The sequence below is a fragment of the Escherichia coli genome, from assembly GCF_036503815.1.
In the GTDB taxonomy this organism is placed as follows: Bacteria; Pseudomonadota; Gammaproteobacteria; order Enterobacterales; family Enterobacteriaceae; genus Escherichia; species Escherichia coli_F.
Genome location: NZ_AP027764.1, coordinates 4,682,710 through 4,706,605, shown reverse-complemented (window position 1 = coordinate 4,706,605; position 23,896 = coordinate 4,682,710). Strand labels below are relative to the sequence as shown.

The following is a 23,896-nucleotide window of genomic DNA, read 5'->3' as shown; positions in this document are numbered from 1 at the left end:
TTTTACAGTTCCAGTTCATGTTGCAGCAGGCTGGCGATAGCGTCGGCAGAGGCGGCGTTAACCAGCGCGTTACGGAATTCTTCGTGCATGATGCGGCGAGCGAGGCGCGAGAAAATGCGCATATGCTGATCGCCGGCAGCGTGTTTGTTAAGGGTTAACATAATGATGAATTGTGCTTCATCATCGCCCCAGCGCACTGGCGCTTGCAGACGCGCCACGCTGATGGTGGACTGCTCAATGTGTTCTGATTTGCTGTGTGGAATGGCAAAACTAAAGCCCAGACCGGTAGAGAAAACGGCCTCGCGCGCCCACAAGTCGGCTTCCAGTTTACGCGGATAGCGGCAGCGGCCCGCCAGCAGCAGGTTATCGGTCATGCCTTTGAGCACTTCTTCTTTGCTGCGCCAGTCGCTTTCCAGCGTGATGCACTCGGCGGTGACCAACGGTGCGTCCTGTTGCGTCATGCGGAATTGTGCCAGCAGGTGTTCCACTTCCAGCGAAGTACGGCAGGCCATTGCCTGGTTGAGTAACTGGCGGCATTCGCGGCTATCAAGTTGCGCCATCCGCGCTTTCGCCGCCGGAATTGACGGTGCACTCATGCTCAACTCATCCAGCCCTAAACCGACCAGCAACGGCAGCACGGAACCTTTCGCCCCAAGTTCACCGCACAGACCAATCCATTTGCCCTGGCGATGCACTGCCTGCACGGCGTAATCAAGCGCCCGCAAGAATGCCGGATTCAGGCTGTTGTAGTGACGAGTTACCTTAGCGTTATCGCGATCCACTGCCAGCAGATATTGCGTCAGATCATTACTACCAATACTAAAGAAATCAATCTCTTCACAGCATTGATCGATGATGAACATTACTGACGGCACTTCAAGCATGATACCGAGCTGGATCTTTTCATCAAACGGAATGTGTTCGTTACGCAGCTGCTGTTTAGCTTCTGCCAGTTTTTCTTTCACCCATAAGATCTCTTCCATTGAAGAGATCATCGGGATCATGATTTTCAGGCTACCATGAGCGGAGGCGCGCAGGATCGATCGTAGCTGCGTGGTAAATAACGACGCGTACTCTTCATAAATACGCACGGCGCGATAACCGAGGAACGGGTTTGCCTCTGCGGGAATATTCAGATAATCAACGGGTTTGTCACCGCCAATATCCATAGTGCGCACAATAATGCTGCGTCCGTTGGCGGACTCCAGCGCCTGACAAAAAATGTTGTACAGCTCGCTTTCGCCCGGTGCACTGGTGCGATCCATATAGAGCATTTCAGTGCGGAACAAACCAACGCCTTCCGCACCATTGCCGAATGCGGCCTGCGCTTCGACGGAGTGAGCGATGTTAGCGGCAATTTCAATGCGGATACCGTCAGCGGTACGGGCTTGTTGGGTCAGCCAGACACGCTGTTGCTCACGAAGGGCGTTCTGTACGCGGGCTTCTTGCTGATAATAACGGGCTACGGCTTCTCCAGGCTCAACCACAATCGCCCCAGCGTTGCCGTCGATATAAATCGTTTGATGCTGCCACGGAGTAAGGGCATCAATATCCACACCAACCAGCGTCGGAATGTTGAACGAACGGGCAAGGATCACCGTGTGTGAGGTGGTGCCGCCGCTTTTGAGCAACAATCCTTTGAGGTGATTTTTATCCAGTTCGAGGAACTGGCTAGGGGTCAGTTCATCCGCCATACAAATGGCGGGCTGCGTTAGCTTGCCCGGTGCCGGAAAGCGTTTCTCGCCGTAGATTTGCTGGAGTAACTGGAAGCAGACATCGCGCACATCCAGCGCGCGTTCTTGCAGGTAGCTGCTGCTGGAACGAGCGAACTCTTCGCAGAAGTGATTTGCACTGGTAACAATTGCTTCGGCGCAGCTTAATCCCTCGCTCACGCCAGCCAGTAAGTGCTGACGTAGAGAGGTATCGCTCGCTAATGATCGGTGAGCTTCCAGAATCGCGCTGGTAGCACCGTCGCTATCCAGCAGACGAAACTCAATGTTTTTCAGTACCAGCGTCAGGCCGTTTTCCAGCGCGGATTGCTCGGCGTCAACGCCGTTGGTTGCGGGGAGGTTACCCAGCGCGTTGAGATCTAAAGAAGAGATTGGCGTCAGAATGCCGCCTGCGCTACCACTGCATACGGTGCGGGCGCGGATAATACGCGGATTCAGGTTGGTTAATGAAACCGGCAGCGGCTCCAGTTCGTCAGATTTTACTTCCGCCAGCGGCGCGTCGCAGTGGGGAAATTCATCGCGCAGCCATTGGCTTAAACGCTGATGCGCTTCCTGTTCATCGGCCCCGGAAATTAGTAACTGGCAACTATCGCCCACCAGCGTATCGGTGCCAATCAGCGCAAGGGCGCTTTTGGCGTTGCCCTTGCGGTCAGTGCGCAGGTTATGCCACTCAATTTGTGATGAAAAAGTATTACACAGCGTTTCAACGTGGCTTGCCGGACGCGCATGTACGCCGTTAGGTAGCTCACAAATAAATTCCACAATCAGGGCCATTGCCTCTCTCCCGGTACGGTTTTCTGTTTACAGGATAAGAGCGCACGGCAACGGCCTGCCATGTGACAAATCTGCCAAAATCTGGACAAATGTAATGTAACCGTCAATTTGCGACGCGTCTCACAAGACGCCGTTCTGCGGCATGCTTCCGGGTTATCGCAAGTTATGAGGCGGATCGCATTTTTGTACTGATATTACAAAAGTCCAGTAAATGGCCTTTTTATCCACTGTTTGCTCCGCCTGCGATTGCCTATTGTTTCCTTCATCAAAAATATGGACATGGGCTTTCACAAGCCCGGGAGCAGCTTATGAATGAGTTGGTGCAGATCCTGAAAAATACCCGTCAGCATTTAATGACGGGCGTTTCACACATGATTCCCTTCGTGGTATCGGGCGGTATTTTGCTGGCGGTTTCCGTCATGTTGTATGGCAAAGGCGCAGTGCCGGATGCCGTAGCCGATCCGAATCTAAAAAAACTGTTTGATATCGGCGTTGCGGGGTTGACGCTGATGGTGCCTTTCCTCGCAGCGTACATCGGTTATTCCATTGCAGAACGTTCTGCGCTGGCTCCGTGCGCCATCGGTGCCTGGGTTGGTAACAGCTTTGGCGCGGGCTTCTTTGGTGCGCTGATCGCAGGGATTATCGGCGGCATCGTGGTGCATTATCTGAAGAAAATTCCGGTGCATAAAGTTCTGCGCTCGGTGATGCCAATCTTCATCATTCCGATCGTCGGCACACTGATTACCGCTGGTGTCATGATGTGGGGACTGGGCGAGCCGGTGGGTGCGTTGACCAACAGCCTGACTCAGTGGCTACAGGGGATGCAGCAGGGCAGCATTGTTATGCTGGCGGTGATCATGGGGCTGATGCTGGCGTTCGATATGGGCGGTCCGGTTAACAAAGTGGCCTATGCCTTCATGCTGATTTGCGTTGCTCAGGGTGTTTATACCGTGGTGGCTATTGCCGCTGTTGGGATTTGTGTTCCACCGTTGGGCATGGGGCTGGCGACGCTGATTGGTCGTAAAAATTTCTCTGCAGAAGAGCGCGAAACCGGCAAAGCGGCGCTGGTGATGGGGTGCGTTGGTGTTACTGAAGGGGCGATTCCTTTCGCCGCTGCCGATCCGCTGCGTGTCATTCCTTCCATCATGGTCGGTTCAGTTTGTGGTGCAGTAACTGCGGCGCTGGTCGGTGCGCAGTGCTATGCAGGCTGGGGTGGTCTGATTGTGCTGCCGGTGGTTGAAGGCAAGCTGGGTTATATCGCAGTAGTGACAGCAGTTTGTGTGAACGTGCTGAAAAGTCTGGCGCGTAAAAATGGGCCTTCGACTGATGAGAAGGAAGACGACCTGGATCTGGATTTTGAAATTAATTAATTGAGGAACGAGCCATGACGAAAATTATTGCAGTAACCGCATGTCCATCTGGTGTTGCCCATACTTATATGGCGGCAGAGGCGCTTGAAAGCGCTGCGAAAGCGAAAGGTTGGGAAGTGAAAGTAGAAACTCAGGGCTCGATTGGTCTGGAAAATGAACTGACTGCGGAAGACGTGGCGAGCGCCGATATGGTGATTCTGACCAAAGATATCGGCATCAAGTTTGAAGAGCGTTTTGCTGGCAAGACCATTGTGCGCGTCAACATCAGCGACGCGGTAAAACGCGCTGATGCCATTATGAGCAAAATTGAAGCTCACCTGGCGCAAACCGCTTAAGTTCTTATCCCGCCCGTAAGGGCGGGTTCGCTTTCCCACAGGAGTTCCTCATGACGAATCGTATCTCTCGCCTTAAAACTGCACTGTTTGCTAATACCCGTGAAATCTCGCTGGAGCGGGCGCTGCTTTATACCGCCAGCCATCGGCAAACCGAAGGCGAACCAGTGATATTGCGCCGGGCGAAAGCAACAGCGTATATCCTTGAACATGTTGAAATTTCGATTCGTGATGAAGAACTGATTGCTGGTAACCGTACCGTAAAACCGCGCGCCGGGATTATGTCGCCGGAAATGGACCCTTACTGGCTGCTGAAAGAGCTGGATCAATTTCCGACGCGACCGCAGGACCGCTTTGCCATTAGTGAAGAAGATAAACGTATCTACCGCGAAGAGCTGTTCCCATACTGGGAAAAACGTTCGATGAAAGATTTCATCAACGGGCAGATGACGGATGAAGTAAAAGTCGCGACCAGCACGCAGATTTTCAGTATCAACCAGACAGATAAAGGCCAGGGGCACATCATTATTGATTACCCGCGCCTGCTGAATCACGGGCTGGGTGAGCTGGTGGCGCAGATGCAGCAACATTGCCAGCAACAGCCGGAGAATCACTTTTATCAGGCTGCGCTGTTATTGCTCGAAGCCTCGCAGAAACACATTTTGCGTTACGCCGAACTGGCGGAAACGATGGCGGCAAACTGCACTGATGCCCAGCGTCGCGAAGAACTGCTGACTATCGCGGAGATCTCCCGCCATAACGCCGAACATAAGCCACAGACATTCTGGCAGGCGTGCCAGTTGTTCTGGTACATGAACATCATTCTGCAATACGAATCCAACGCCAGCTCGCTGTCTTTAGGGCGCTTCGACCAGTATATGTTGCCGTTCTATCAGGCATCATTAACCCAGGGCGAAGATCCGGCGTTCCTGAAAGAACTGCTCGAATCTTTATGGGTGAAGTGCAACGACATCGTGCTGTTACGCTCCACCAGCAGCGCGCGCTATTTTGCAGGTTTCCCGACCGGCTATACCGCCCTGCTCGGTGGGTTAACCGAAAACGGACGTAGCGCGGTGAACGTGCTTTCGTTCCTTTGCCTCGATGCCTATCAAAGCGTGCAATTACCACAACCGAACCTGGGTGTGCGCACTAACGCCTTGATCGACACGCCGTTCCTGATGAAAACCGCAGAAACCATTCGCCTCGGCACGGGTATTCCGCAAATCTTCAACGATGAAGTGGTGGTGCCAGCGTTCCTCAATCGTGGCGTTTCGCTGGAAGATGCGCGCGATTATTCCGTAGTGGGTTGCGTGGAGTTATCTATTCCTGGCAGAACCTATGGTCTGCATGACATCGCGATGTTTAACCTGCTGAAAGTGATGGAAATCTGCCTGCATGAAAATGAAGGTAATGCCACGCTGAGTTATGAAGGTTTGCTGGAACAGATCCGCGCCAAGATCAGCCACTACATCACCCTGATGGTTGAAGGCAGCAATATTTGTGATATCGGTCACCGTGACTGGGCTCCTGTACCGCTGCTCTCGTCGTTTATCAGCGATTGTCTGGAAAAAGGCCGCGATATTACCGATGGCGGCGCGCGTTATAACTTCTCCGGCGTACAGGGGATCGGTATCGCCAACCTGAGCGATTCTCTCCATGCGTTGAAAGGGATGGTTTTTGAGCAACAGCGTTTAAGTTTTGACGAATTGCTGTCGGTATTAAAAGCCAACTTCGCAACGCCAGAAGGCGAAAAAGTCCGCGCTCGCTTAATTAACCGCTTTGAGAAATACGGTAACGATATCGACGAGGTGGATAACATTAGCGCCGAACTCCTGCGTCATTACTGCAAAGAAGTGGAAAAATACCAGAACCCGCGCGGCGGCTACTTCACGCCAGGATCGTATACCGTTTCTGCTCATGTCCCGTTGGGAGCGGTGGTTGGTGCGACGCCAGACGGTCGTTTTGCCGGGGAACAACTGGCAGACGGTGGCTTGTCTCCCATGCTGGGCCAGGACGCACAAGGACCAACGGCGGTACTGAAATCAGTCAGCAAGCTCGATAACACGCTGCTTTCTAACGGTACATTGCTGAACGTGAAATTCACTCCGGCGACCCTGGAAGGTGAAGCGGGATTACGCAAACTGGCCGACTTCTTACGGGCATTTACCCAGCTTAAGTTACAGCATATTCAGTTTAACGTGGTGAACGCTGACACGTTGCGGGAAGCCCAACAGCGCCCACAGGACTATGCCGGGCTGGTGGTGCGCGTAGCCGGATACAGCGCCTTCTTTGTCGAATTGTCGAAGGAGATCCAGGATGACATCATCCGCCGGACAGCGCATCAGCTGTAACGTTGTGGAAACGCGCCGCGATGATGTGGCGCGCATTTTCAACATTCAGCGTTATTCACTGAATGACGGCGAGGGCATTCGTACGGTGGTCTTTTTTAAAGGCTGCCCGCATCTTTGCCCGTGGTGTGCTAATCCGGAGTCGATCTCCGGCAAAATCCAGACGGTGCGCAGAGAGGCGAAATGCCTGCACTGCGCAAAATGTTTGCGTGATGCGGATGAATGCCCCTCCGGCGCGTTTGAACGGATTGGTCGCGATATCAGCCTTGACGCGCTGGAACGGGAAGTGATGAAAGATGACATTTTCTTTCGCACGTCCGGCGGCGGCGTCACGCTTTCTGGCGGCGAAGTGTTAATGCAGGCGGAGTTTGCTACCCGTTTTTTACAGCGACTTCGTCTGTGGGGCGTGTCATGCGCCATTGAAACTGCCGGAGACGCGCCGACCAGCAAGTTGTTACCGCTGGCGAAATTGTGCGATGAAGTGTTGTTCGATTTAAAAATAATGGATGCAACTCAGGCGCGGGATGTGGTGAAGATGAACATGCCGCGCGTGCTGGAGAACCTGCGTTTGCTGGTGAGCGAAGGTGTTAATGTGATACCGCGCTTGCCACTGATCCCAGGTTTCACGCTCAGTCGGGAGAATATGCAGCAGGCGCTGGACGTACTGATCCCGCTGAATATCAGGCAGATCCATCTGTTACCGTTTCACCAGTACGGCGAACCGAAATACCGCCTGCTGGGGAAAACATGGTCGATGAAAGAGGTGCCTGCGCCGTCGTCAGCCGATGTGACAACGATGCGCGAAATGGCAGAACGGGCCGGATTTCAGGTTACCGTGGGAGGTTAAAATGGCATACCTGGTGGCAGTAACCGCCTGCGTCAGTGGCGTGGCGCATACTTATATGGCGGCGGAACGGCTGGAAAAGTTGTGCCAGTTAGAGAAGTGGGGCGTCAGCATTGAAACTCAGGGCGCGCTGGGGACGGAGAATCGTTTAGCGGACGAGGATATCCGTCGGGCGGATGTTGCGCTGTTAATTACGGATATCGAGCTTGCCGGTGCCGAGCGATTTGAACATTGCCGCTATGTGCAATGCAGCATCTACGCATTCCTGCGTGAGCCGCAGCGGGTAATGAGCGCGGTGCGCAAAGTGCTTTCTGCGCCGCAGCAAACCCATCTTATTCTGGAGTAGTCGGTTTTTCTGTCAGTTGGCTGTGGTACTGCCGACGATATTCCGACGGCGAGCGTTCGGTGTTTTTACGAAACAGACGGCAGAAGTAGTTGCTGTCGACAAAGCCGCAGGCGTGCGCCACTTCTTTTACCTTCAGGTCATAGCCTTTCAATAACGTCTTAGCGTGCTCCAGTCGCGTGTGATTCAGGTATTCGTTAAAACCAATGGCCCCCGTTTTTTGAAACAGGTGCGAGAGATAGTTTGGTGAAATATAGAATGCCTGTGCGACAGATTCGCGGGTAAGCGCGGTGGCATAGTGTTCGTCGATATAATCGCGAATAGCTTCAAATAGTGCCTGGCTGCGTGAGGCGGTCTGGATTTGGCTGCCGAGCAAATCGCGGCAGTGGCTAAGCAGGCTGGTGACGATAAGCCTTGCCGTTTGCTGCTCCTGTGGCTGCATTTGCATTTCATTGAGCGTTTGTAGCAGAAAAGAACCAATGCGCGGGCCGCGTCGGGCGACGTGTTGCTTCGCCAGATTTTGATACTGCTTACCATCCCATTGCACGACGCTGAAGCCGAGTTGTTGTTTGCCAAACAGCACGCTAAAGGTGGTAGCGGGTGTTTTCCATTGTGGGAAATTCCAGCCGCCAGTGGGAACGTACAGTACATCGCCGGGAACTAACGTTGCTCCAGCGCCGGTATCAACAAACTCGCCTTCCAGCACAATTTCCAGCCGTGGAAAATCGACCCGATATGCGAGATCGGGCACCGGACCGTTGCTGCTGGCAAAGTAAATCTGGCGCAGCGACAGCGGGCCGTTGATCAGGCGGGAGAGCAGATAGCTGACGTCGTGATACATGTTATTCCCTTAGGTATGTAGACGGGAAAACAGTAACTGGCATTATGAAAAAAGGCCACCTGAAAAGTGTGGCCTGATGGGAGTGCGATGTAAACATTGTGCCAGTATCGCATCCGGCAAATAGCGCCAGACGCGATACAAAGGTCATTTACTGATTACCCACCTGATCGCCATACGGCAGCGTGTCGTAATCGATCAGTGCGTTTTTCTTATACGGGTTACCAATCCAGCGGGTGGTTTCTTTGAACTGTGGGTTTACCACCGAGCGGGTTGGGTCGTAACCGTCGTAAGATAAGCCTGCCAAATCTGACCAGGTGTGGATAAGCTCCGCCAGGCTGTATTTACGATCAACATCCTGCGAGAAATCACGCGGATGAGTTGCCTGCCATTTTTCTGACGTCCACAGCAAGAACGGAATGGTGTACATATGACGCGTCGGGTTGTCCTCATTACGCCCCTGAGTTTTGTGCGGCGGCGTGTCGTAAACCTCTTCACCGTGGTCAGAGAAGTAAACCAGGAAACCGTTCGGGTCTGCTGCTTTAAAGTCTTTAATCAGGCTGGCAACCACATGATCGTTATACAGGTTAGCGTTATCATAATCGTTATATGACTCCAGCTCTTCTGCGCTTAGTCCCGGCGGAACATGATCGGTATTGCCATCAAACTTGCCCTGATTTTCCGGGTAGCGGTATTTGTATTTGATATGCGTACCCAGCAGATGAACGATGATCAGTTTCTTCGGTGCAGGGTCATTCAGCACTTCCTGGAACGGCTTCAGCACGTTGGTGTCGTATTCACGCGCACTCTGCGTACGTTGCTGGTTCATGTAGTACTGCTTGTCGGTCTGGCGCGAAAATACCGTCAGCATGGTATTGCGGGCGGTCATCGTCTGCTGGTTGGTGATCCAGAAGGTTTTATAACCCGCCTGTTTCATCATGTTCATCAGCGACGGCTGCGTCAGATACAGATCCGGGTTCTTTTCATTGGCAAAAGTCAGCGCCTGCTGCAGGATTTCAATGGTGTACGGACGAGACGTCACCACGTTATTAAACACGGTCAGATTCGGATCGGTTTTATGCAGCGCATCCAGCTCCGGCGTGGTTTCACGCGGATAACCGTACAGACTCATGCGTCCACGCTGGGTCGACTCGCCAATCACCAGCACTAAGGTGCGCGGTTCGTTACCCGATTCATCTTTGAAATTAGCCAGCGGCGGCAAGGCATTATTTTCATTCAGTAGCTTTGTTAGCGAGTTTAGTTGCTGACGATACTGATAATAGCCGGTCAGGAATTGCCACGGTGCGGCAGGCTCCATACGCGATGCCAGGTTATCCAACGTTTTCTCAAACGGCTTGTTTTTGATAAACGTATTCATGGCGATCGGATGCAGAATCAAGCCATAAAGCAGGGCAAAAGAGACAACATAACGCCACGGCTTTGGAATATAGACCGGGCGCAGGCGTGTCCACAGCAGAACTGCCACCGCCGTATAGGCCAGCGCGATAAGCACAATTTTCAGGCTGAAATACTGGCTTAAATACTCGCTGGCTTCGTTGGTGTTGGTTTCGAACATCACAAACAGAACGCTCTGCGAGAACTCCTGACCGTAGATGACGTAGTAGCACAGCGCCGCCAGAGAGGCCGCCCATAGCACCACGCCGATTACTGCGGCAATAATTTTAATCCGCTTCGGAAAGAGGAATACCGGGATCAACCACAGCGAACTGAATAACAGCGAGTCGCGAATGCCGTTAGTGCCACTATAACCACTGATGTAAATAATGGCCTGTAGCAGAGTAGAGAAAAACCAAAAGTAGAGCAGTGCCCAACCCAGGGCTTTCCAGCTAAAAAGAGGTTTAGCCTGGACTTCTGTGGAATGCATAGTAAGAACCTGTCTTGAAAAAATATCGCCGAATGTAACGACAATTCCTTAAGGATATCTGAAGGGATATCCAGAATTTGAATAAAATGCAGACAGAAATATATTGAAAACGAGGGTGTTAGAACAGAAGTATTTCAGAAAACCCTCGCGCAAAAGCACGAGGGTTTGCAGGAGGGGGGAAGATTAGCCGGTATTACGCATACCTGCCGCAATCCCGGCAATAGTAACCATTAACGCTTGCTCGACGCGAGGATCCGGTTCCTGGCCTTCTTTTTCTGCCTGGCGGGAGCGGTGCAGCAACTCGGCCTGCAATACGTTCAGTGGGTCGGTGTAAATATTTCGCAGCTGAATAGACTCCGCAATCCACGGCAGATCGGCCATCAGGTGAGAATCGTTGGCAATCGCCAGCACCACTTTGATGTCTTCTTCTTGCAGATTACGTAACTCTTTACCTAACGGCCATAATGCTTTGTCTACCAGACGTTGATCATAGTATTCCGCCAGCCACAGGTCTGCTTTGGCGAAGACCATCTCCAGCATGCCGAGACGCGTCGAGAAGAATGGCCAGTCGCGGCACATGGCTTCCAGTTCGCTCTGCTTGCCATCTTCGACCACTTTTTGCAGCGCCGTACCTGCACCCAGCCAGGCGGGGAGCATCAGGCGGTTTTGTGTCCAGGCAAAAATCCACGGAATGGCGCGCAGTGACTCGACGCCGCCGGTCGGGCGACGTTTCGCCGGACGTGAACCCAACGGCAGTTTGCCCAGCTCTTGTTCCGGCGTAGCGGAGCGGAAGTACGGCACAAAATCTTTGTTTTCACGTACGTAGCCACGGTAGAGATCGCAGGAGATGACTGACAGTTCATCCATAATGCGACGCCAGCTCTCTTTCGGCTCCGGCGGTGGCAGCAGGTTGGCTTCCAGAATCGCCCCGGTGTACAGCGACAGGCTGCTAACGGTGATTTCTGGCAGACCATATTTAAAGCGGATCATCTCGCCCTGTTCGGTCACGCGCAGGCCGCCTTTCAGGCTTCCTGGCGGTTGTGACAGCAGCGCCGCATGGGCAGGTGCGCCGCCGCGACCAATGGAACCGCCGCGGCCGTGGAACAGCGTCAGTTCAATACCCGCTTTTTCGCAGGTTTTGATTAATGCATCCTGTGCCTGATATTGTGCCCAGGAAGCCGCCATCACCCCCGCATCTTTTGCTGAGTCGGAATAGCCAATCATCACCATCTGTTTGCCCTGAATCAGGCCGCGATACCAGTCGATATTGAGCAACTGGGTCATGACATCGTTGGCGTTGTTCAGGTCATCAAGGGTTTCAAACAGCGGTGCAACCGGCATCGCAAATCCAATACCCGCTTCTTTCAGCAGCAGGTGTACAGCCAGTACGTCGGACGGCGTTTTTGCCATCGAGATCACGTAGGCGGCAATGGAACCTTGCGGTGCTTCAGCAATTACCTGACAGGTATCAAGTACTTCGCGCGTTTCGGCGCTCGGTTGCCAGTTACGCGGCAGAAGAGGGCGTTTGGAGTTCAGTTCGCGGATCAGGAACGCCTGTTTGTCGGCCTCTGACCAGCTTTCATAGTCGCCGATGCCGAGGTAGCGGGTCAGTTCGCCCAGCGCTTCGGTATGACGGGTGCTCTCCTGACGGATATCAATACGGACCAGCGGTACACCGAAACATTTCACGCGGCGCAGGGTGTCGAGCAGATCGCCGTTGGCAATAATACCCATGCCACACGCCTGAAGGGACTGGTAGCAAGCGTAGAGCGGCTCCCACAGTTCTTCGTTCTGCGTCAGCAGACCCTCTGGTTTTGGTACTTCTTCACCTTTCAGGCGCGCTTCCAGCCATGCCTGTGTCGCCATCAAGCGGGAACGCAGGTTTTTCATCAGATAGCGATACGGTTCTGCGGCACCTTCTTCGCCGACCAGCGCCAGCAGTTCCGGAGTTGCTTCAACCATCGACAGTTCAGAAACCAGAACTTGAATATCTTTCAGGAACAGATCGGTGGCTTTCCAGCGGCTGAGCAGCAGGACGTGGCGGGTGATATCGGCAGTGACGTTCGGGTTTCCGTCGCGGTCGCCACCCATCCACGAGGTAAAACGCACCGGAACAAATTCGACGGGTAGTTTGTAGCCGAGGTTCTCTTCCAGTTGTTCGTTCAGTTCGCGCAGGTAATTCGGTACGCCTTGCCACAGGCTGTTTTCTACTACGGCAAAGCCCCATTTGGCCTCATCTACCGGGCTTGGGCGCAGCTTACGGATTTCATCGGTATGCCATGACTGGGCGATCAACTGGCGCAGGCGGCGCATCAGCTGGTTATGTTCGTAGTCGGCGATATCTTTGTTGTCGAGCTGTTTTAAGCAGGCGTTCACTTCCACCATTTTGTGGATCAGCGTACGACGGGTAATTTCGGTTGGGTGAGCCGTGAGGACCAGTTCCAGCGACAGCGATTCAACTGCTTTTTTGATGGTGTCTTCGCTCAGTTCCGGCTGGTTTTTCAGTTTACGCAGGGTGCGGGCGATCACTTCCGGATTGCTGGCTGCTTCGCCTTTCGGCGAAATGCTATGGTATTGCTCGGCGGTGTTAGCCAGATTCAGGAACTGACTAAACGCACGCGCAACGGGCAGCAGCTCGTCGTTCGACAAATTTTGTAAAGTGGTGAGCAACTCCTGGCGGTTAGCATCATTGCCAGCGCGTGAAGATTTGGACAACTTACGGATAGTTTCAACGCGTTCAAGAATGTGTTCTCCCAACGCATCCTTGATGGTTTCCCCCAGCACTTTGCCGAGCATACTGACATTACTACGCAATGCGGAATATTGTTCGTTCATATTACCCCAGACACCCCATCTTATCGTTTGATAGCCCTGTATCCTTCACGTCGCATTGGCGCGAATATGCTCGGGCTTTGCTTTTCGTCGTCTTTTATAAAGCCACGTAAAAGCGATGACGTCAAATGCTGCGAAATCGCTTCAGCAAACGAATAAATAGCAGGAATTTACGCCATTAAATTCACGACGCTTTAAATAAGCGTAACTTATGGAAATGTTAAAAAATCGCCTTGAGTAACACCAAAGGTGTAGGTCGGATAAGATGCGCAAGCATCGCATCCGACATTGTTTGGCCTACGTTTTAATGCCAGCAGAAATGGTGAATCACCTGGGTGATCAGTTCGCGGGTGGGCTTGATAAACCGTGTCTCCAGGTATTCATCAGGCTGATGAGCCTGATTAATTGAGCCAGGTCCCAGCACCAGCGTCGGGCATAACGTCTGAATAAACGGCGCTTCGGTACAGTAGTTCACTACTTCGGTCTTTGCTCCGAGCAATTTCTCAACCACTTCAACCAGTTGATGATTCGGTGGGCATTCATAGCCAGGAATCGGTGGATGCAGCTCGTCGACCGTCAGACGACCCGGCCAGCGCTCGCTCACCGGAGCCAATGCATCGTTGAGCAAACCATTAAGTTCATTGAGTGTCATGCCTGGCAGCGGACGAATATCCATATGCAACTCACAGCAAGCGCAAATACGGTTAGATGCATCGCCACCGTGAATATGCCCGAGGTTGAGCGTAGGGTATGGCACGGTAAATGCTTCGTAGTGATAACGTTCTTTCAGATTATCGCGCAATTGCAAAATATGCCCGATGGCGTCGTGCATCAATTCGATCGCGTTAACTCCGCGTGCTGGATCGCTGGAGTGGCCCGACTGGCCCTGAATACGGATGGCGTTAGAGATATGACCTTTATGTGCACGTACCGGTTGTAGTGACGTCGGTTCGCCAATGATGGCGCAATCCGGGCGCAGGGCGGTAGTTTCGGCAAAATAACGCGCTCCTGCCATACTGGTCTCTTCATCGGCAGTCGCCAGAATGTAGAGCGGTTTTTTCAGTTTCGTGACGTCGACATCGCGTAGTGCATCGAGGATAAACGCAAAAAAGCCTTTCATGTCGGCGGTGCCTAAGCCGTAAAGCTTGCCGTCATGCTCTGTCAGCGTAAACGGATCGCGCGTCCAGCGGCCGTCATCAAATGGCACCGTATCGGTATGCCCCGCCAGCAGCAAACCGCCAGCTCCCTGTCCGGTACTTGCCAGCATATTAAATTTGTTGCGAGTTCCCGGCACGGGCTGCACTTCCACATTGAAGCCCAAATCTTTAAACCAGTCCGCCAGCAGAGTGATTAAATCTGCATTGCTTTGATCGAGTGCCTCTTCCGTGGCGCTTATTGAAGGTGTGGCAATCAGAGCACGGTAAATCTCGATAAATGGCGGTAATTTGTTTTTCATTGTTGACACACCTCTGGTCATGATAGTATCAATATTCATGCAGTATTTGTGAATAAAAATACACTAACGTTGAGCGTAATAAAACCCACCAGCCGTAAGGTGAATGTTTTACGTTTAACCAGGCAACCAGACATAAGAAGGTGAATAGCCCCGATGTTGAATACGCTGATTGTGGGTGCCAGCGGTTACGCTGGCGCAGAGCTAGTGACCTATGTAAATCGCCATCCGCATATGAACATAACCGCTTTGACTGTTTCAGCGCAAAGCAATGATGCGGGAAAGTTAATCTCCGATTTGCATCCGCAGCTAAAAGGCATCGTTGATCTGCCGTTGCAGCCGATGTCGGATATCAGTGAGTTTAGCCCAGGGGTGGACGTGGTGTTTCTTGCTACTGCCCATGAAGTTAGTCACGATTTAGCGCCACAATTTCTTGAAGCGGGCTGTGTGGTGTTCGACCTTTCCGGCGCGTTTCGTGTTAACGACGCCACCTTCTATGAAAAATATTACGGCTTTAGCCATCAATACCCGGAACTGTTGGAACAGGCAGCTTACGGTCTGGCGGAGTGGTGCGGTCATAAATTAAAAGAAGCGAACTTAATTGCGGTGCCTGGCTGTTATCCGACGGCGGCGCAATTGGCGCTGAAACCGTTGATTGATGCCGATCTTCTTGACCTCAATCAGTGGCCGGTTATCAACGCCACCAGTGGTGTGAGCGGAGCAGGACGTAAGGCAGCGATTTCAAATAGTTTTTGTGAAGTTAGCCTGCAACCGTATGGTGTCTTTACCCATCGCCACCAGCCGGAGATCGCCACGCATCTCGGTGCTGACGTTATTTTTACCCCGCATCTGGGCAATTTCCCGCGCGGCATTCTCGAAACCATTACCTGCCGCCTGAAGCCTGGCGTGAACCAGGCGCAAGTCGCGCAAGCGTTACAGCAGGCGTATGCCCATAAACCGCTGGTACGGTTGTATGACAAAGGCGTTCCGGCGCTGAAAAATGTCGTCGGGCTGCCGTTCTGCGATATCGGTTTTGCCGTTCAGGGGGAACATCTGATTATTGTGGCGACCGAAGACAACTTATTGAAAGGCGCGGCAGCACAAGCGGTACAGTGCGCCAATATTCGTTTCGGCTATGCGGAAACGCAGTCTCTTATTTAGGGGTGCAATGATGAATCCATTAATTATCAAACTGGGCGGCGTACTGCTGGATAGTGAAGAGGCGCTGGAACGTCTGTTTAGCGCCCTGGTGAATTATCGCGAGTCACATCAGCGTCCGCTGGTGATTGTCCACGGCGGCGGCTGCGTGGTGGATGAGCTGATGAAAGGACTGAATCTGCCGGTGAAAAAGAAAAACGGCCTGCGGGTGACGCCTGCGGATCAGATAGACATTATCACCGGAGCGCTGGCGGGAACGGCAAATAAAACCCTGCTGGCATGGGCGAAGAAACATCAGATTGCAGCCGTAGGTTTGTTTCTCGGTGACGGCGACAGCGTAAAAGTGACCCAGCTCGATGAAGAGTTAGGCCATGTTGGACTGGCGCAGCCAGGTTCGCCTAAGCTTATCAACACGTTGCTGGAAAACGGTTATCTACCAGTGGTCAGCTCCATTGGCGTAACGGACGAAGGGCAACTGATGAACGTCAATGCTGACCAGGCGGCGACGGCGCTGGCGGCAACGCTGGGCGCGGATCTGATTTTGCTCTCTGATGTCAGCGGTATTCTCGACGGCAAAGGACAACGTATTGCCGAAATGACCGCAGCGAAAGCAGAACAACTGATTGAGCAGGGCATTATTACTGACGGCATGATAGTGAAAGTGAACGCGGCGCTGGACGCTGCGCGCACGCTGGGTCGCCCGGTAGATATCGCCTCCTGGCGTCATGCGGAACAACTTCCGGCACTGTTTAACGGTATGCCGATGGGTACGCGGATTTTAGCTTAAGTTTTGTTGGCCGGAGACGTAGCTTTCTGGCATTGAATTTCAAAATAAGGAAACAGAGTTATGGCACTTTGGGGCGGGCGTTTTACCCAGGCAGCAGATCAACGGTTTAAACAATTCAACGACTCACTGCGCTTTGATTACCGTCTGGCGGAGCAGGATATTGTTGGCTCTGTGGCCTGGTCCAAAGCGCTGGTAACGGTAGGCGTGTTAACCGCAGAAGAACAGGTGCAACTGGAAGAGGCGCTCAATGTGCTGCTGGAAGATGTTCGCGCCAGGCCACAACAAATTCTTGAAAGCGACGCCGAAGATATCCATAGCTGGGTGGAAGGCAAACTGATCGACAAAGTGGGCCAGTTAGGCAAAAAATTGCATACCGGGCGTAGCCGTAATGATCAGGTAGCGACTGACCTGAAACTGTGGTGCAAGGATACCGTTAGCGAGTTGCTGACGGCTAACCGACAGTTACAATCCGCTCTGGTCGAGACCGCGCAGAATAATCAGGACGCGGTAATGCCTGGTTACACTCACCTGCAACGCGCCCAGCCGGTGACGTTCGCGCACTGGTGCCTGGCCTATGTTGAGATGCTGGCGCGTGATGAAAGCCGTTTGCAGGATGCGCTTAAGCGTCTGGATGTCAGCCCGTTAGGCTGTGGCGCACTGGCGGGAACGGCCTATGAAATCGACCGTGAACAGTTAGCAGGCTGGCTGGGCTTTGCCTCGGCGTCCCGTAACAGTCTCGACAGCGTTTCTGACCGCGACCACGTGCTGGAACTGCTTTCTGCCGCCGCTATCGGTATGGTGCATTTGTCGCGTTTTGCCGAAGATCTGATTTTCTTTAACACTGGCGAAGCGGGTTTTGTGGAGCTTTCTGATCGTGTTACTTCCGGTTCATCATTAATGCCGCAGAAGAAAAACCCGGATGCGCTGGAGCTGATTCGGGGTAAATGCGGTCGTGTTCAGGGCGCGTTGACTGGCATGATGATGACGCTGAAAGGTCTGCCGCTGGCCTATAACAAAGATATGCAGGAAGATAAAGAAGGTCTGTTCGACGCGCTCGATACCTGGCTGGACTGCCTGCATATGGCGGCGCTGGTGCTGGACGGCATTCAGGTGAAACGTCCGCGTTGCCAGGAAGCGGCGCAGCAGGGGTATGCGAACGCCACTGAACTGGCGGATTACCTGGTGGCGAAAGGTGTGCCGTTCCGCGAGGCGCACCATATTGTGGGTGAAGCGGTGGTGGAAGCCATTCGTCAGGGCAAACCGCTGGAAGAACTGCCGCTCAGTGAGTTGCAGAAATTCAGTCAGGTGATTGGCGAAGATGTCTATCCGATTCTGTCGCTGCAATCGTGCCTCGACAAGCGTGCAGCAAAAGGCGGCGTCTCCCCGCAGCAGGTGGCGCAGGCGATTGCTTTTGCGCAGGCGCGGTTGGAGTAATTGGTTTATATTGCTCCCCTGAAAATGGGGAGCTTACCACGCCTATAAAGTAGCGACACTACGTAGGCGGACTGCCTCAGGCAGAAATTTGTCAGCATTCTGGTGACCTTAAATTTAACGCCCAACCAGAACTATTATTTGTCATATTCCTTTTTATTCTTGCGTCTTCTTTACCTTCACTCTCCCCATGAAAATCATATTTTCAATACATCAATCAATACATATTTTAATTAATTGAATATAATTCATTTCTATTGCTGCGCTCATTTTTAATGATTAATGGAGTTTGTTATGTGATTATTTAATGTGTTGTTTTAACGATGATGGTTAATTATTCAGGTGGTTTTTGAGGGGTTTTTTTCTCCTCGGCGGAAATTTTTATTTTTAATGTGATCACGGTTGAACAATCGCTCTTTCTCTCTTGTATGGTAGTAGGCGTAAAATTAAGTTTGAAGCGTCTATTTACAACACAGGAGATTGCAATAATGAAAATTATTGCTGCAGATGTTTTTGTTACTTGCCCAGGACGTAATTTCGTTACGCTTAAAATAACCACTGCAAGCGGACTTTGTGGATTGGGAGATGCCACATTAAATGGTCGCGAATTGTCGGTCGCTTCTTATCTGAAAGATCATCTTTGTCCACAATTAATTGGCCGCGATGCCAGCCGTATCGAAGATATCTGGCAATTCTTTTATAAAGGTGCTTACTGGCGACGTGGCCCCGTCACGATGTCGGCCATTTCTGCCATTGATATGGCGTTGTGGGATATCAAAGCCAAAGCGGCAAATATGCCATTGTATCAACTGCTTGGTGGGGCTTCTCGTGAAGGCGTGATGGTTTATTGCCACACCACCGGGCGCACGATTGATGAAGTCCTTGAAGACTATGCAAAGCACCAGCAGATGGGCTTTAAGGCGATTCGTGTGCAGTGCGGTGTACCGGGTATGCAAACCACTTATGGCCTGGCGAAGGGCAAAGGACTGGCGTATGAACCGGCAACCAAAGGCCTGTGGCCGGAAGAGCAGTTGTGGTCTTCAGAAAAGTATCTCGATTTTACACCGAAGTTATTTGAAGCGGTGCGTAATAAGTTCGGTTTTAACGAACATCTGTTGCATGACATGCACCATCGCCTGACTCCTATCGAAGCGGCGCGCTTTGGGAAGAGCATTGAGGATTACCGCCTGTTCTGGATGGAAGATCCGACGCCTGCCGAGAACCAGGAATGTTTTCGTCTGATTCGCCAGCATACTGTGACGCCGATTGCGGTCGGTGAAGTGTTTAACAGTATCTGGGACTGCAAGCAGTTAATCGAAGAGCAGCTGATTGACTATATTCGCACGACGATTACCCATGCAGGCGGCATTACCGGGATGCGACGGATTGCCGATTTTGCATCGCTTTATCAGGTACGTACCGGTTCGCATGGCCCTTCAGATTTATCGCCTGTTTGTCATGCGGCGGCGCTGCATTTTGACCTCTGGGTGCCAAACTTTGGTGTTCAGGAGTACATGGGCTATTCCGAACAAATGCTTGAAGTCTTCCCGCACAGCTGGCGCTTCGATGAAGGTTATATGCACCCAGGCGATGAACCGGGGCTGGGTATTTCTTTCGATGAGAAACTGGCGGCGAAATATCCGTATGACCCGGCGTATCTCCCCGTCGCACGACTGGAAGATGGCACATTGTGGAACTGGTAATAACGGTTCGCTTAATTATTTTCTGAATAGTCAGCAAATCGATTGATTCCGCTCAAGGAGCTAAAAATGGACGTTGATGTGTCAACCAGTGTTGCGGGTAATAAACCGCAACGGATTCGTCGTATTCAGACAGTAACGCTGGTTTTATTATTTATGGCGGGGATCGTTAATTTCCTCGACCGTTCGTCATTGAGCGTGGCAGGCGAAGCGATTCGTGGCGAGTTAGGATTATCGGCGACAGAATTTGGCGTTTTGCTTTCTGCATTTTCTCTGTCTTATGGTTTTTCACAACTCCCTTCCGGTATTTTGCTAGACCGCTTTGGCCCACGAATAGTTTTAGGTGCAGGCTTAATATTCTGGTCATTAATGCAGGCATTAACAGGAATGGTTAATTCTTTTAGCCACTTTATTTTAATGCGTATCGGTCTGGGTATTGGCGAAGCGCCATTTATGCCTGCGGGAGTAAAGTCGATCACCGACTGGTATGCGCAAAAAGAACGCGGTACGGCGCTGGGGATTTTTAACTCATCTACCGTTATCGGTCAGGCTATTGCGCCTCCTGCTCTTGTATTGATGCAGCTGGCATGGGGCTGGCGGGCAATGTTCGTCATCATCGGCGTGGCGGGGATTCTGGTTGGGATCTGTTGGTACGCGTGGTATCGCAACCGGGCGCAGTTTGTCCTGACCGACGAAGAACGGACCTATCTCTCCGCGCCGGTTAAACCGCGTCCACAATTACAATTTAGCGAGTGGCTGGCGCTGTTTAAGCATCGGACAACCTGGGGGATGATTTTAGGTTTCTCTGGCGTCAATTATACCGGTTGGCTCTACATCGCGTGGTTACCCGGTTATTTACAAGCCGAGCAAGGCTTCAGTCTGGCGAAAACCGGTTGGGTGGCGGCGATTCCTTTCCTCGCGGCGGCGGTCGGGATGTGGGTTAACGGTATTGTTGTCGATCGGCTGGCGAAAAAAGGCTACGACCTGGCGAAGACGCGTAAAACGGCTATTGTCTGCGGTTTGATGATGTCGGCATTAGGCACGTTGCTGGTCGTGCAATCCTCCTCGCCAGCCCAGGCTGTAGCGTTTATCTCAATGGCGCTCTTCTGCGTGCATTTCGCGGGAACATCTGCATGGGGACTGGTGCAGGTGATGGTGTCAGAAACAAAAGTGGCTTCCATCGCCGGGATTCAAAACTTTGGCAGTTTTGTTTTTGCTTCCTTTGCTCCGATCGTAACCGGTTGGGTAGTGGATACCACGCACTCGTTTAATCTGGCGCTGGTTATCGCGGCCTGTGTGACGTTCACCGGGGCGCTGTGTTACTTCTTTATTGTCAAAGATCGGATTGAGTAACTGTTACTATCAGGCTCTCTTGCTGTGGGCCTGTAGAATAAAAAAAAGCGGATCCTGGAGATCCGCAAAAGTTCACGTTGGCTTTAGTTATTCGAGTTGAGAAACTCTCGAAACGGGCAGTGACTTCAAGGGTTAAAGAGGTGCCGCTCCGTTTCTGTGAGCAATTATCAGTCAGAATGCTTGATAGGGATAATCGTTCATTGCTATTCTACCTATCGCCATGAACTATCGTGGCGATGGAGGATGGATAATGAATATTCGTGATCTTGAGTACCTGGTGGCATTGGCTGAACACCGCCATTTTCGGCGTGCGGCAGATTCCTGCCACGTTAGCCAGCCGACGCTTAGCGGGCAAATTCGTAAGCTGGAAGATGAGCTGGGTGTGATGTTGCTGGAGCGGACCAGCCGTAAAGTGTTATTCACCCAGGCGGGAATGCTGCTGGTGGATCAGGCGCGTACCGTGCTGCGTGAGGTGAAAGTCCTTAAAGAGATGGCAAGCCAGCAGGGTGAGACGATGTCCGGACCGCTGCATATTGGTTTGATTCCCACGGTTGGGCCTTACCTGTTACCGCATATTATCCCGATGCTGCACCAGACCTTTCCAAAGCTGGAAATGTATCTGCATGAAGCACAGACCCACCAGTTACTGGCGCAACTGGACAGCGGCAAACTCGATTGCGTGATCCTCGCGCTGGTGAAAGAGAGCGAAGCATTCATTGAAGTGCCGTTGTTTGATGAGCCAATGTTGCTGGCTATCTATGAAGATCACCCGTGGGCGAACCGCGAATGCGTACCGATGGCCGATCTGGCAGGGGAAAAACTGCTGATGCTGGAAGATGGTCACTGTTTGCGCGATCAGGCAATGGGGTTCTGCTTTGAAGCCGGGGCGGATGAAGATACACACTTCCGCGCGACCAGCCTGGAAACTCTGCGCAACATGGTGGCGGCAGGTAGCGGGATCACTTTACTGCCTGCACTGGCTGTGCCGCCGGAGCGCAAACGCGATGGGGTTGTTTATTTGCCGTGTATTAAGCCGGAACCACGCCGCACTATTGGCCTGGTTTATCGTCCGGGCTCACCGCTGCGCAGCCGCTATGAGCAGCTGGCAGAGGCCATCCGCGCAAGAATGGATGGCCATTTCGATAAAGTGTTAAAACAGGCGGTTTAAACCGTTTAACGCGGCTACCCGATAGGCTTCCGCCATCGTCGGGTAGTTAAAGGTGGTGTTGACGAAGTACTCAATAGTGTTGCCGCCACCTTTCTGTTCCATAATCGCCTGACCGATATGAATAATTTCGGCAGCGCGCTCGCCAAAGCAGTGAATGCCCAGAATCTCTTTTGTTTCCCGATGGAACAAAATTTTCAGCGTGCCCACGTTCATGCCGACGATTTGTGCGCGTGCCAGATGTTTGAACTGGGCGCGGCCCACTTCATATGGCACTTTCATCGCGGTCAGCTGCTGTTCGGTTTTGCCCACAGAGCTGATTTCCGGAATGGTGTAAATACCGGTAGGGATATCTTCAATCAGATGTGCGGTGGCTTCTCCTTTCACCAGCGCCTGTGCGGCAATACGCCCCTGGTCATAGGCTGCCGACGCCAGGCTCGGATAACCAATCACGTCGCCCACCGCGTAAACGTGCGGCTGCGCGGTCTGATACATGCTGTTGACCTTCAGCTGTCCGCGACTGTCAGTTTCCAGCCCAATGTTCTGTAACGCCAGCGAATCGGTATTACCGGTGCGACCGTTGGCATAGAGCAGACAGTCAGCTTTCAGTTTTTTACCCGACTTCAGATGCATGATCACACCGTCGTCACAGCCTTCGATCTTCTCGTACTCTTCGTTGTGACGAATCACTACACCACTGTTCCAGAAGTGATAGGAGAGAGAATCTGACATCTCTTGATCGAGAAACGCCAGCAGACGATCGCGGGTGTTGATCAGATCTACTTTTACATCCATACCGCGGAAGATCGACGCATATTCGCAGCCGATCACTCCAGCACCATAGATAAGTACATGGCGCGGTTCGTGGTGCATGCTAAGAATTGAGTCGCTGTCGTAAATGCGTGGATGGGTGAAATCAACATCTGTTGGATGATAAGGGCGAGAACCACAGGCAATAACAAATTTTTCAGCGGTTAGTGTTTCGACGCTGCCGTCCGGGCAATCCAGCGCCAACGTATGCTCGTCAACAAAGCGAGCGTTCCCCTGCAATATTTCACAGTGATTACGTTCGTAAAATCCCTGACGCATGCGCGTTTGTTGATTAATCACGTTATCGGCATGGTTAAGGATATCGGCAAAAGAAGAGCGGAGCAGTCGCGAATGGTCGCTGTAAAGTGGGTTTTGATTGAATTCTATAATGCGGCTGACGGCGTGACGGAGAGCTTTCGACGGGATGGTGCCCCAGTGGGTGCAACCGCCGCCAACATTTTGATAACGCTCGATAACTGCGACGCGCGCACCTTGCTTAACCAGGCCCATTGCAGCGCCTTCGCCGCCGGGGCCGGAACCTATTACTATGGCATCGTAATCGTAGGAATGTGGCATGGTAGGGCTTACCTGTTCTTATACATAAAAGCAACAGAATGGTAACATTTTATCGCGGGTAAGCCAATTGATCCCCGTCATTTATCTGGCTATATCGTGAGCGGCCTTTGCTTTGTCTGTTTCTTACTTTTGCCTTGAACGTTTTATTGGATTTTTATCGCCAGTAC

Annotated in this window: 17 protein-coding genes; 11 read left to right on the top strand and 6 right to left on the bottom strand. The window is 52.2% G+C overall.

Features of this window, described 5'->3' with window-relative positions; translation table 11 throughout:
* Positions 1-2: 2 nt before the first annotated feature.
* Positions 3-2,504, bottom strand: a complete 2,502-nt coding sequence (ptsP, locus tag AABJ99_RS22465; protein ID WP_039021598.1) for a phosphoenolpyruvate--protein phosphotransferase — start codon at positions 2,502-2,504, stop codon at positions 3-5.
* 308 nt (positions 2,505-2,812) lie between these two features.
* On the opposite strand from ptsP, the gene frwC reads away from it, so the two are divergent.
* Genes frwC through frwD form a run of 5 tightly spaced genes read left to right on the top strand, consistent with a single transcriptional unit; the run spans position 2,813 to position 7,744 of the window.
* Positions 2,813-3,874: a PTS fructose transporter subunit EIIC gene (frwC, locus tag AABJ99_RS22460; RefSeq protein WP_338387456.1), complete on the top strand. Its 1,062-nt coding sequence runs from the start codon at positions 2,813-2,815 to the stop codon at positions 3,872-3,874.
* A gap of 14 nt (positions 3,875-3,888) precedes the next feature.
* On the top strand, positions 3,889-4,209 hold the full coding sequence (frwB, locus tag AABJ99_RS22455) for a PTS fructose-like transporter subunit IIB (RefSeq protein WP_000161265.1): 321 nt from the start codon (positions 3,889-3,891) through the stop codon (positions 4,207-4,209).
* Positions 4,210-4,259: 50 nt separating this feature from the next.
* Positions 4,260-6,557, top strand: coding sequence for a formate C-acetyltransferase (pflD, locus tag AABJ99_RS22450; RefSeq protein ID WP_039021599.1), 2,298 nt, complete (start codon positions 4,260-4,262; stop codon positions 6,555-6,557).
* A complete protein-coding gene (gene pflC / locus AABJ99_RS22445; protein WP_039021600.1) occupies positions 6,523-7,401 on the top strand; it encodes a [formate-C-acetyltransferase]-activating enzyme in 879 nt (292 codons plus the stop codon). Before pflD ends, pflC begins: the two co-directional genes overlap by 35 nt.
* Position 7,402: 1 nt before the next feature.
* Positions 7,403-7,744 carry a PTS fructose-like transporter subunit IIB gene (gene frwD, locus AABJ99_RS22440; protein WP_000323849.1) on the top strand — a complete coding sequence of 114 codons (342 nt, stop codon included), beginning with the start codon at positions 7,403-7,405 and terminating at the stop codon, positions 7,742-7,744.
* Here the strand turns inward: frwD and yijO are convergent.
* The 4 genes from yijO to argE form a co-directional block, all read right to left on the bottom strand.
* Positions 7,731-8,582, bottom strand: coding sequence for an AraC family transcriptional regulator (gene yijO, locus AABJ99_RS22435; protein ID WP_338387455.1), 852 nt, complete (start codon positions 8,580-8,582; stop codon positions 7,731-7,733). The genes frwD and yijO overlap by 14 nt on opposite strands.
* A 148-nt stretch (positions 8,583-8,730) precedes the next feature.
* On the bottom strand, positions 8,731-10,464 hold the full coding sequence (gene eptC, locus AABJ99_RS22430) for a phosphoethanolamine transferase CptA (protein ID WP_000556307.1): 1,734 nt from the start codon (positions 10,462-10,464) through the stop codon (positions 8,731-8,733).
* Positions 10,465-10,647: 183 nt separating this feature from the next.
* Positions 10,648-13,299 carry a phosphoenolpyruvate carboxylase gene (ppc, locus tag AABJ99_RS22425; protein ID WP_001005598.1) on the bottom strand — a complete coding sequence of 884 codons (2,652 nt, stop codon included), beginning with the start codon at positions 13,297-13,299 and terminating at the stop codon, positions 10,648-10,650.
* 301 nt (positions 13,300-13,600) lie between these two features.
* Entirely contained in the window at positions 13,601-14,752 is a 1,152-nt protein-coding gene (gene argE, locus AABJ99_RS22420; protein ID WP_001306635.1) for an acetylornithine deacetylase, read from the bottom strand.
* Positions 14,753-14,905: 153 nt separating this feature from the next.
* Between argE and argC the strand changes: the two genes are divergently transcribed.
* The 6 genes from argC (at position 14,906) to oxyR (ending at position 22,346) form a co-directional block, all read left to right on the top strand.
* Positions 14,906-15,910, top strand: coding sequence for an N-acetyl-gamma-glutamyl-phosphate reductase (argC, locus tag AABJ99_RS22415; protein ID WP_000935360.1), 1,005 nt, complete (start codon positions 14,906-14,908; stop codon positions 15,908-15,910).
* A 7-nt stretch (positions 15,911-15,917) separates the two neighbouring features.
* Positions 15,918-16,694: an acetylglutamate kinase gene (argB, locus tag AABJ99_RS22410; RefSeq protein ID WP_001362445.1), complete on the top strand. Its 777-nt coding sequence runs from the start codon at positions 15,918-15,920 to the stop codon at positions 16,692-16,694.
* Between the two features lie 60 nt (positions 16,695-16,754).
* Positions 16,755-18,128: an argininosuccinate lyase gene (argH, locus tag AABJ99_RS22405; protein WP_039021603.1), complete on the top strand. Its 1,374-nt coding sequence runs from the start codon at positions 16,755-16,757 to the stop codon at positions 18,126-18,128.
* 485 nt (positions 18,129-18,613) lie between these two features.
* A complete protein-coding gene (manD, locus tag AABJ99_RS22400; RefSeq protein WP_000690928.1) occupies positions 18,614-19,828 on the top strand; it encodes a D-mannonate dehydratase ManD in 1,215 nt (404 codons plus the stop codon).
* 66 nt (positions 19,829-19,894) lie between these two features.
* Positions 19,895-21,178 carry an MFS transporter gene (locus tag AABJ99_RS22395; protein WP_000382176.1) on the top strand — a complete coding sequence of 428 codons (1,284 nt, stop codon included), beginning with the start codon at positions 19,895-19,897 and terminating at the stop codon, positions 21,176-21,178.
* Between the two features lie 250 nt (positions 21,179-21,428).
* Entirely contained in the window at positions 21,429-22,346 is a 918-nt protein-coding gene (oxyR, locus tag AABJ99_RS22390; RefSeq protein ID WP_001025939.1) for a DNA-binding transcriptional regulator OxyR, read from the top strand.
* On the opposite strand, the gene sthA is transcribed toward oxyR, so the two are convergent.
* Complete coding sequence (sthA, locus tag AABJ99_RS22385; RefSeq protein ID WP_001120810.1) at positions 22,329-23,729, bottom strand: Si-specific NAD(P)(+) transhydrogenase; 1,401 nt, start codon at positions 23,727-23,729, stop codon at positions 22,329-22,331. The two genes, oxyR and sthA, sit on opposite strands and share 18 nt — an antisense overlap.
* Positions 23,730-23,896 lie beyond the last annotated feature (167 nt).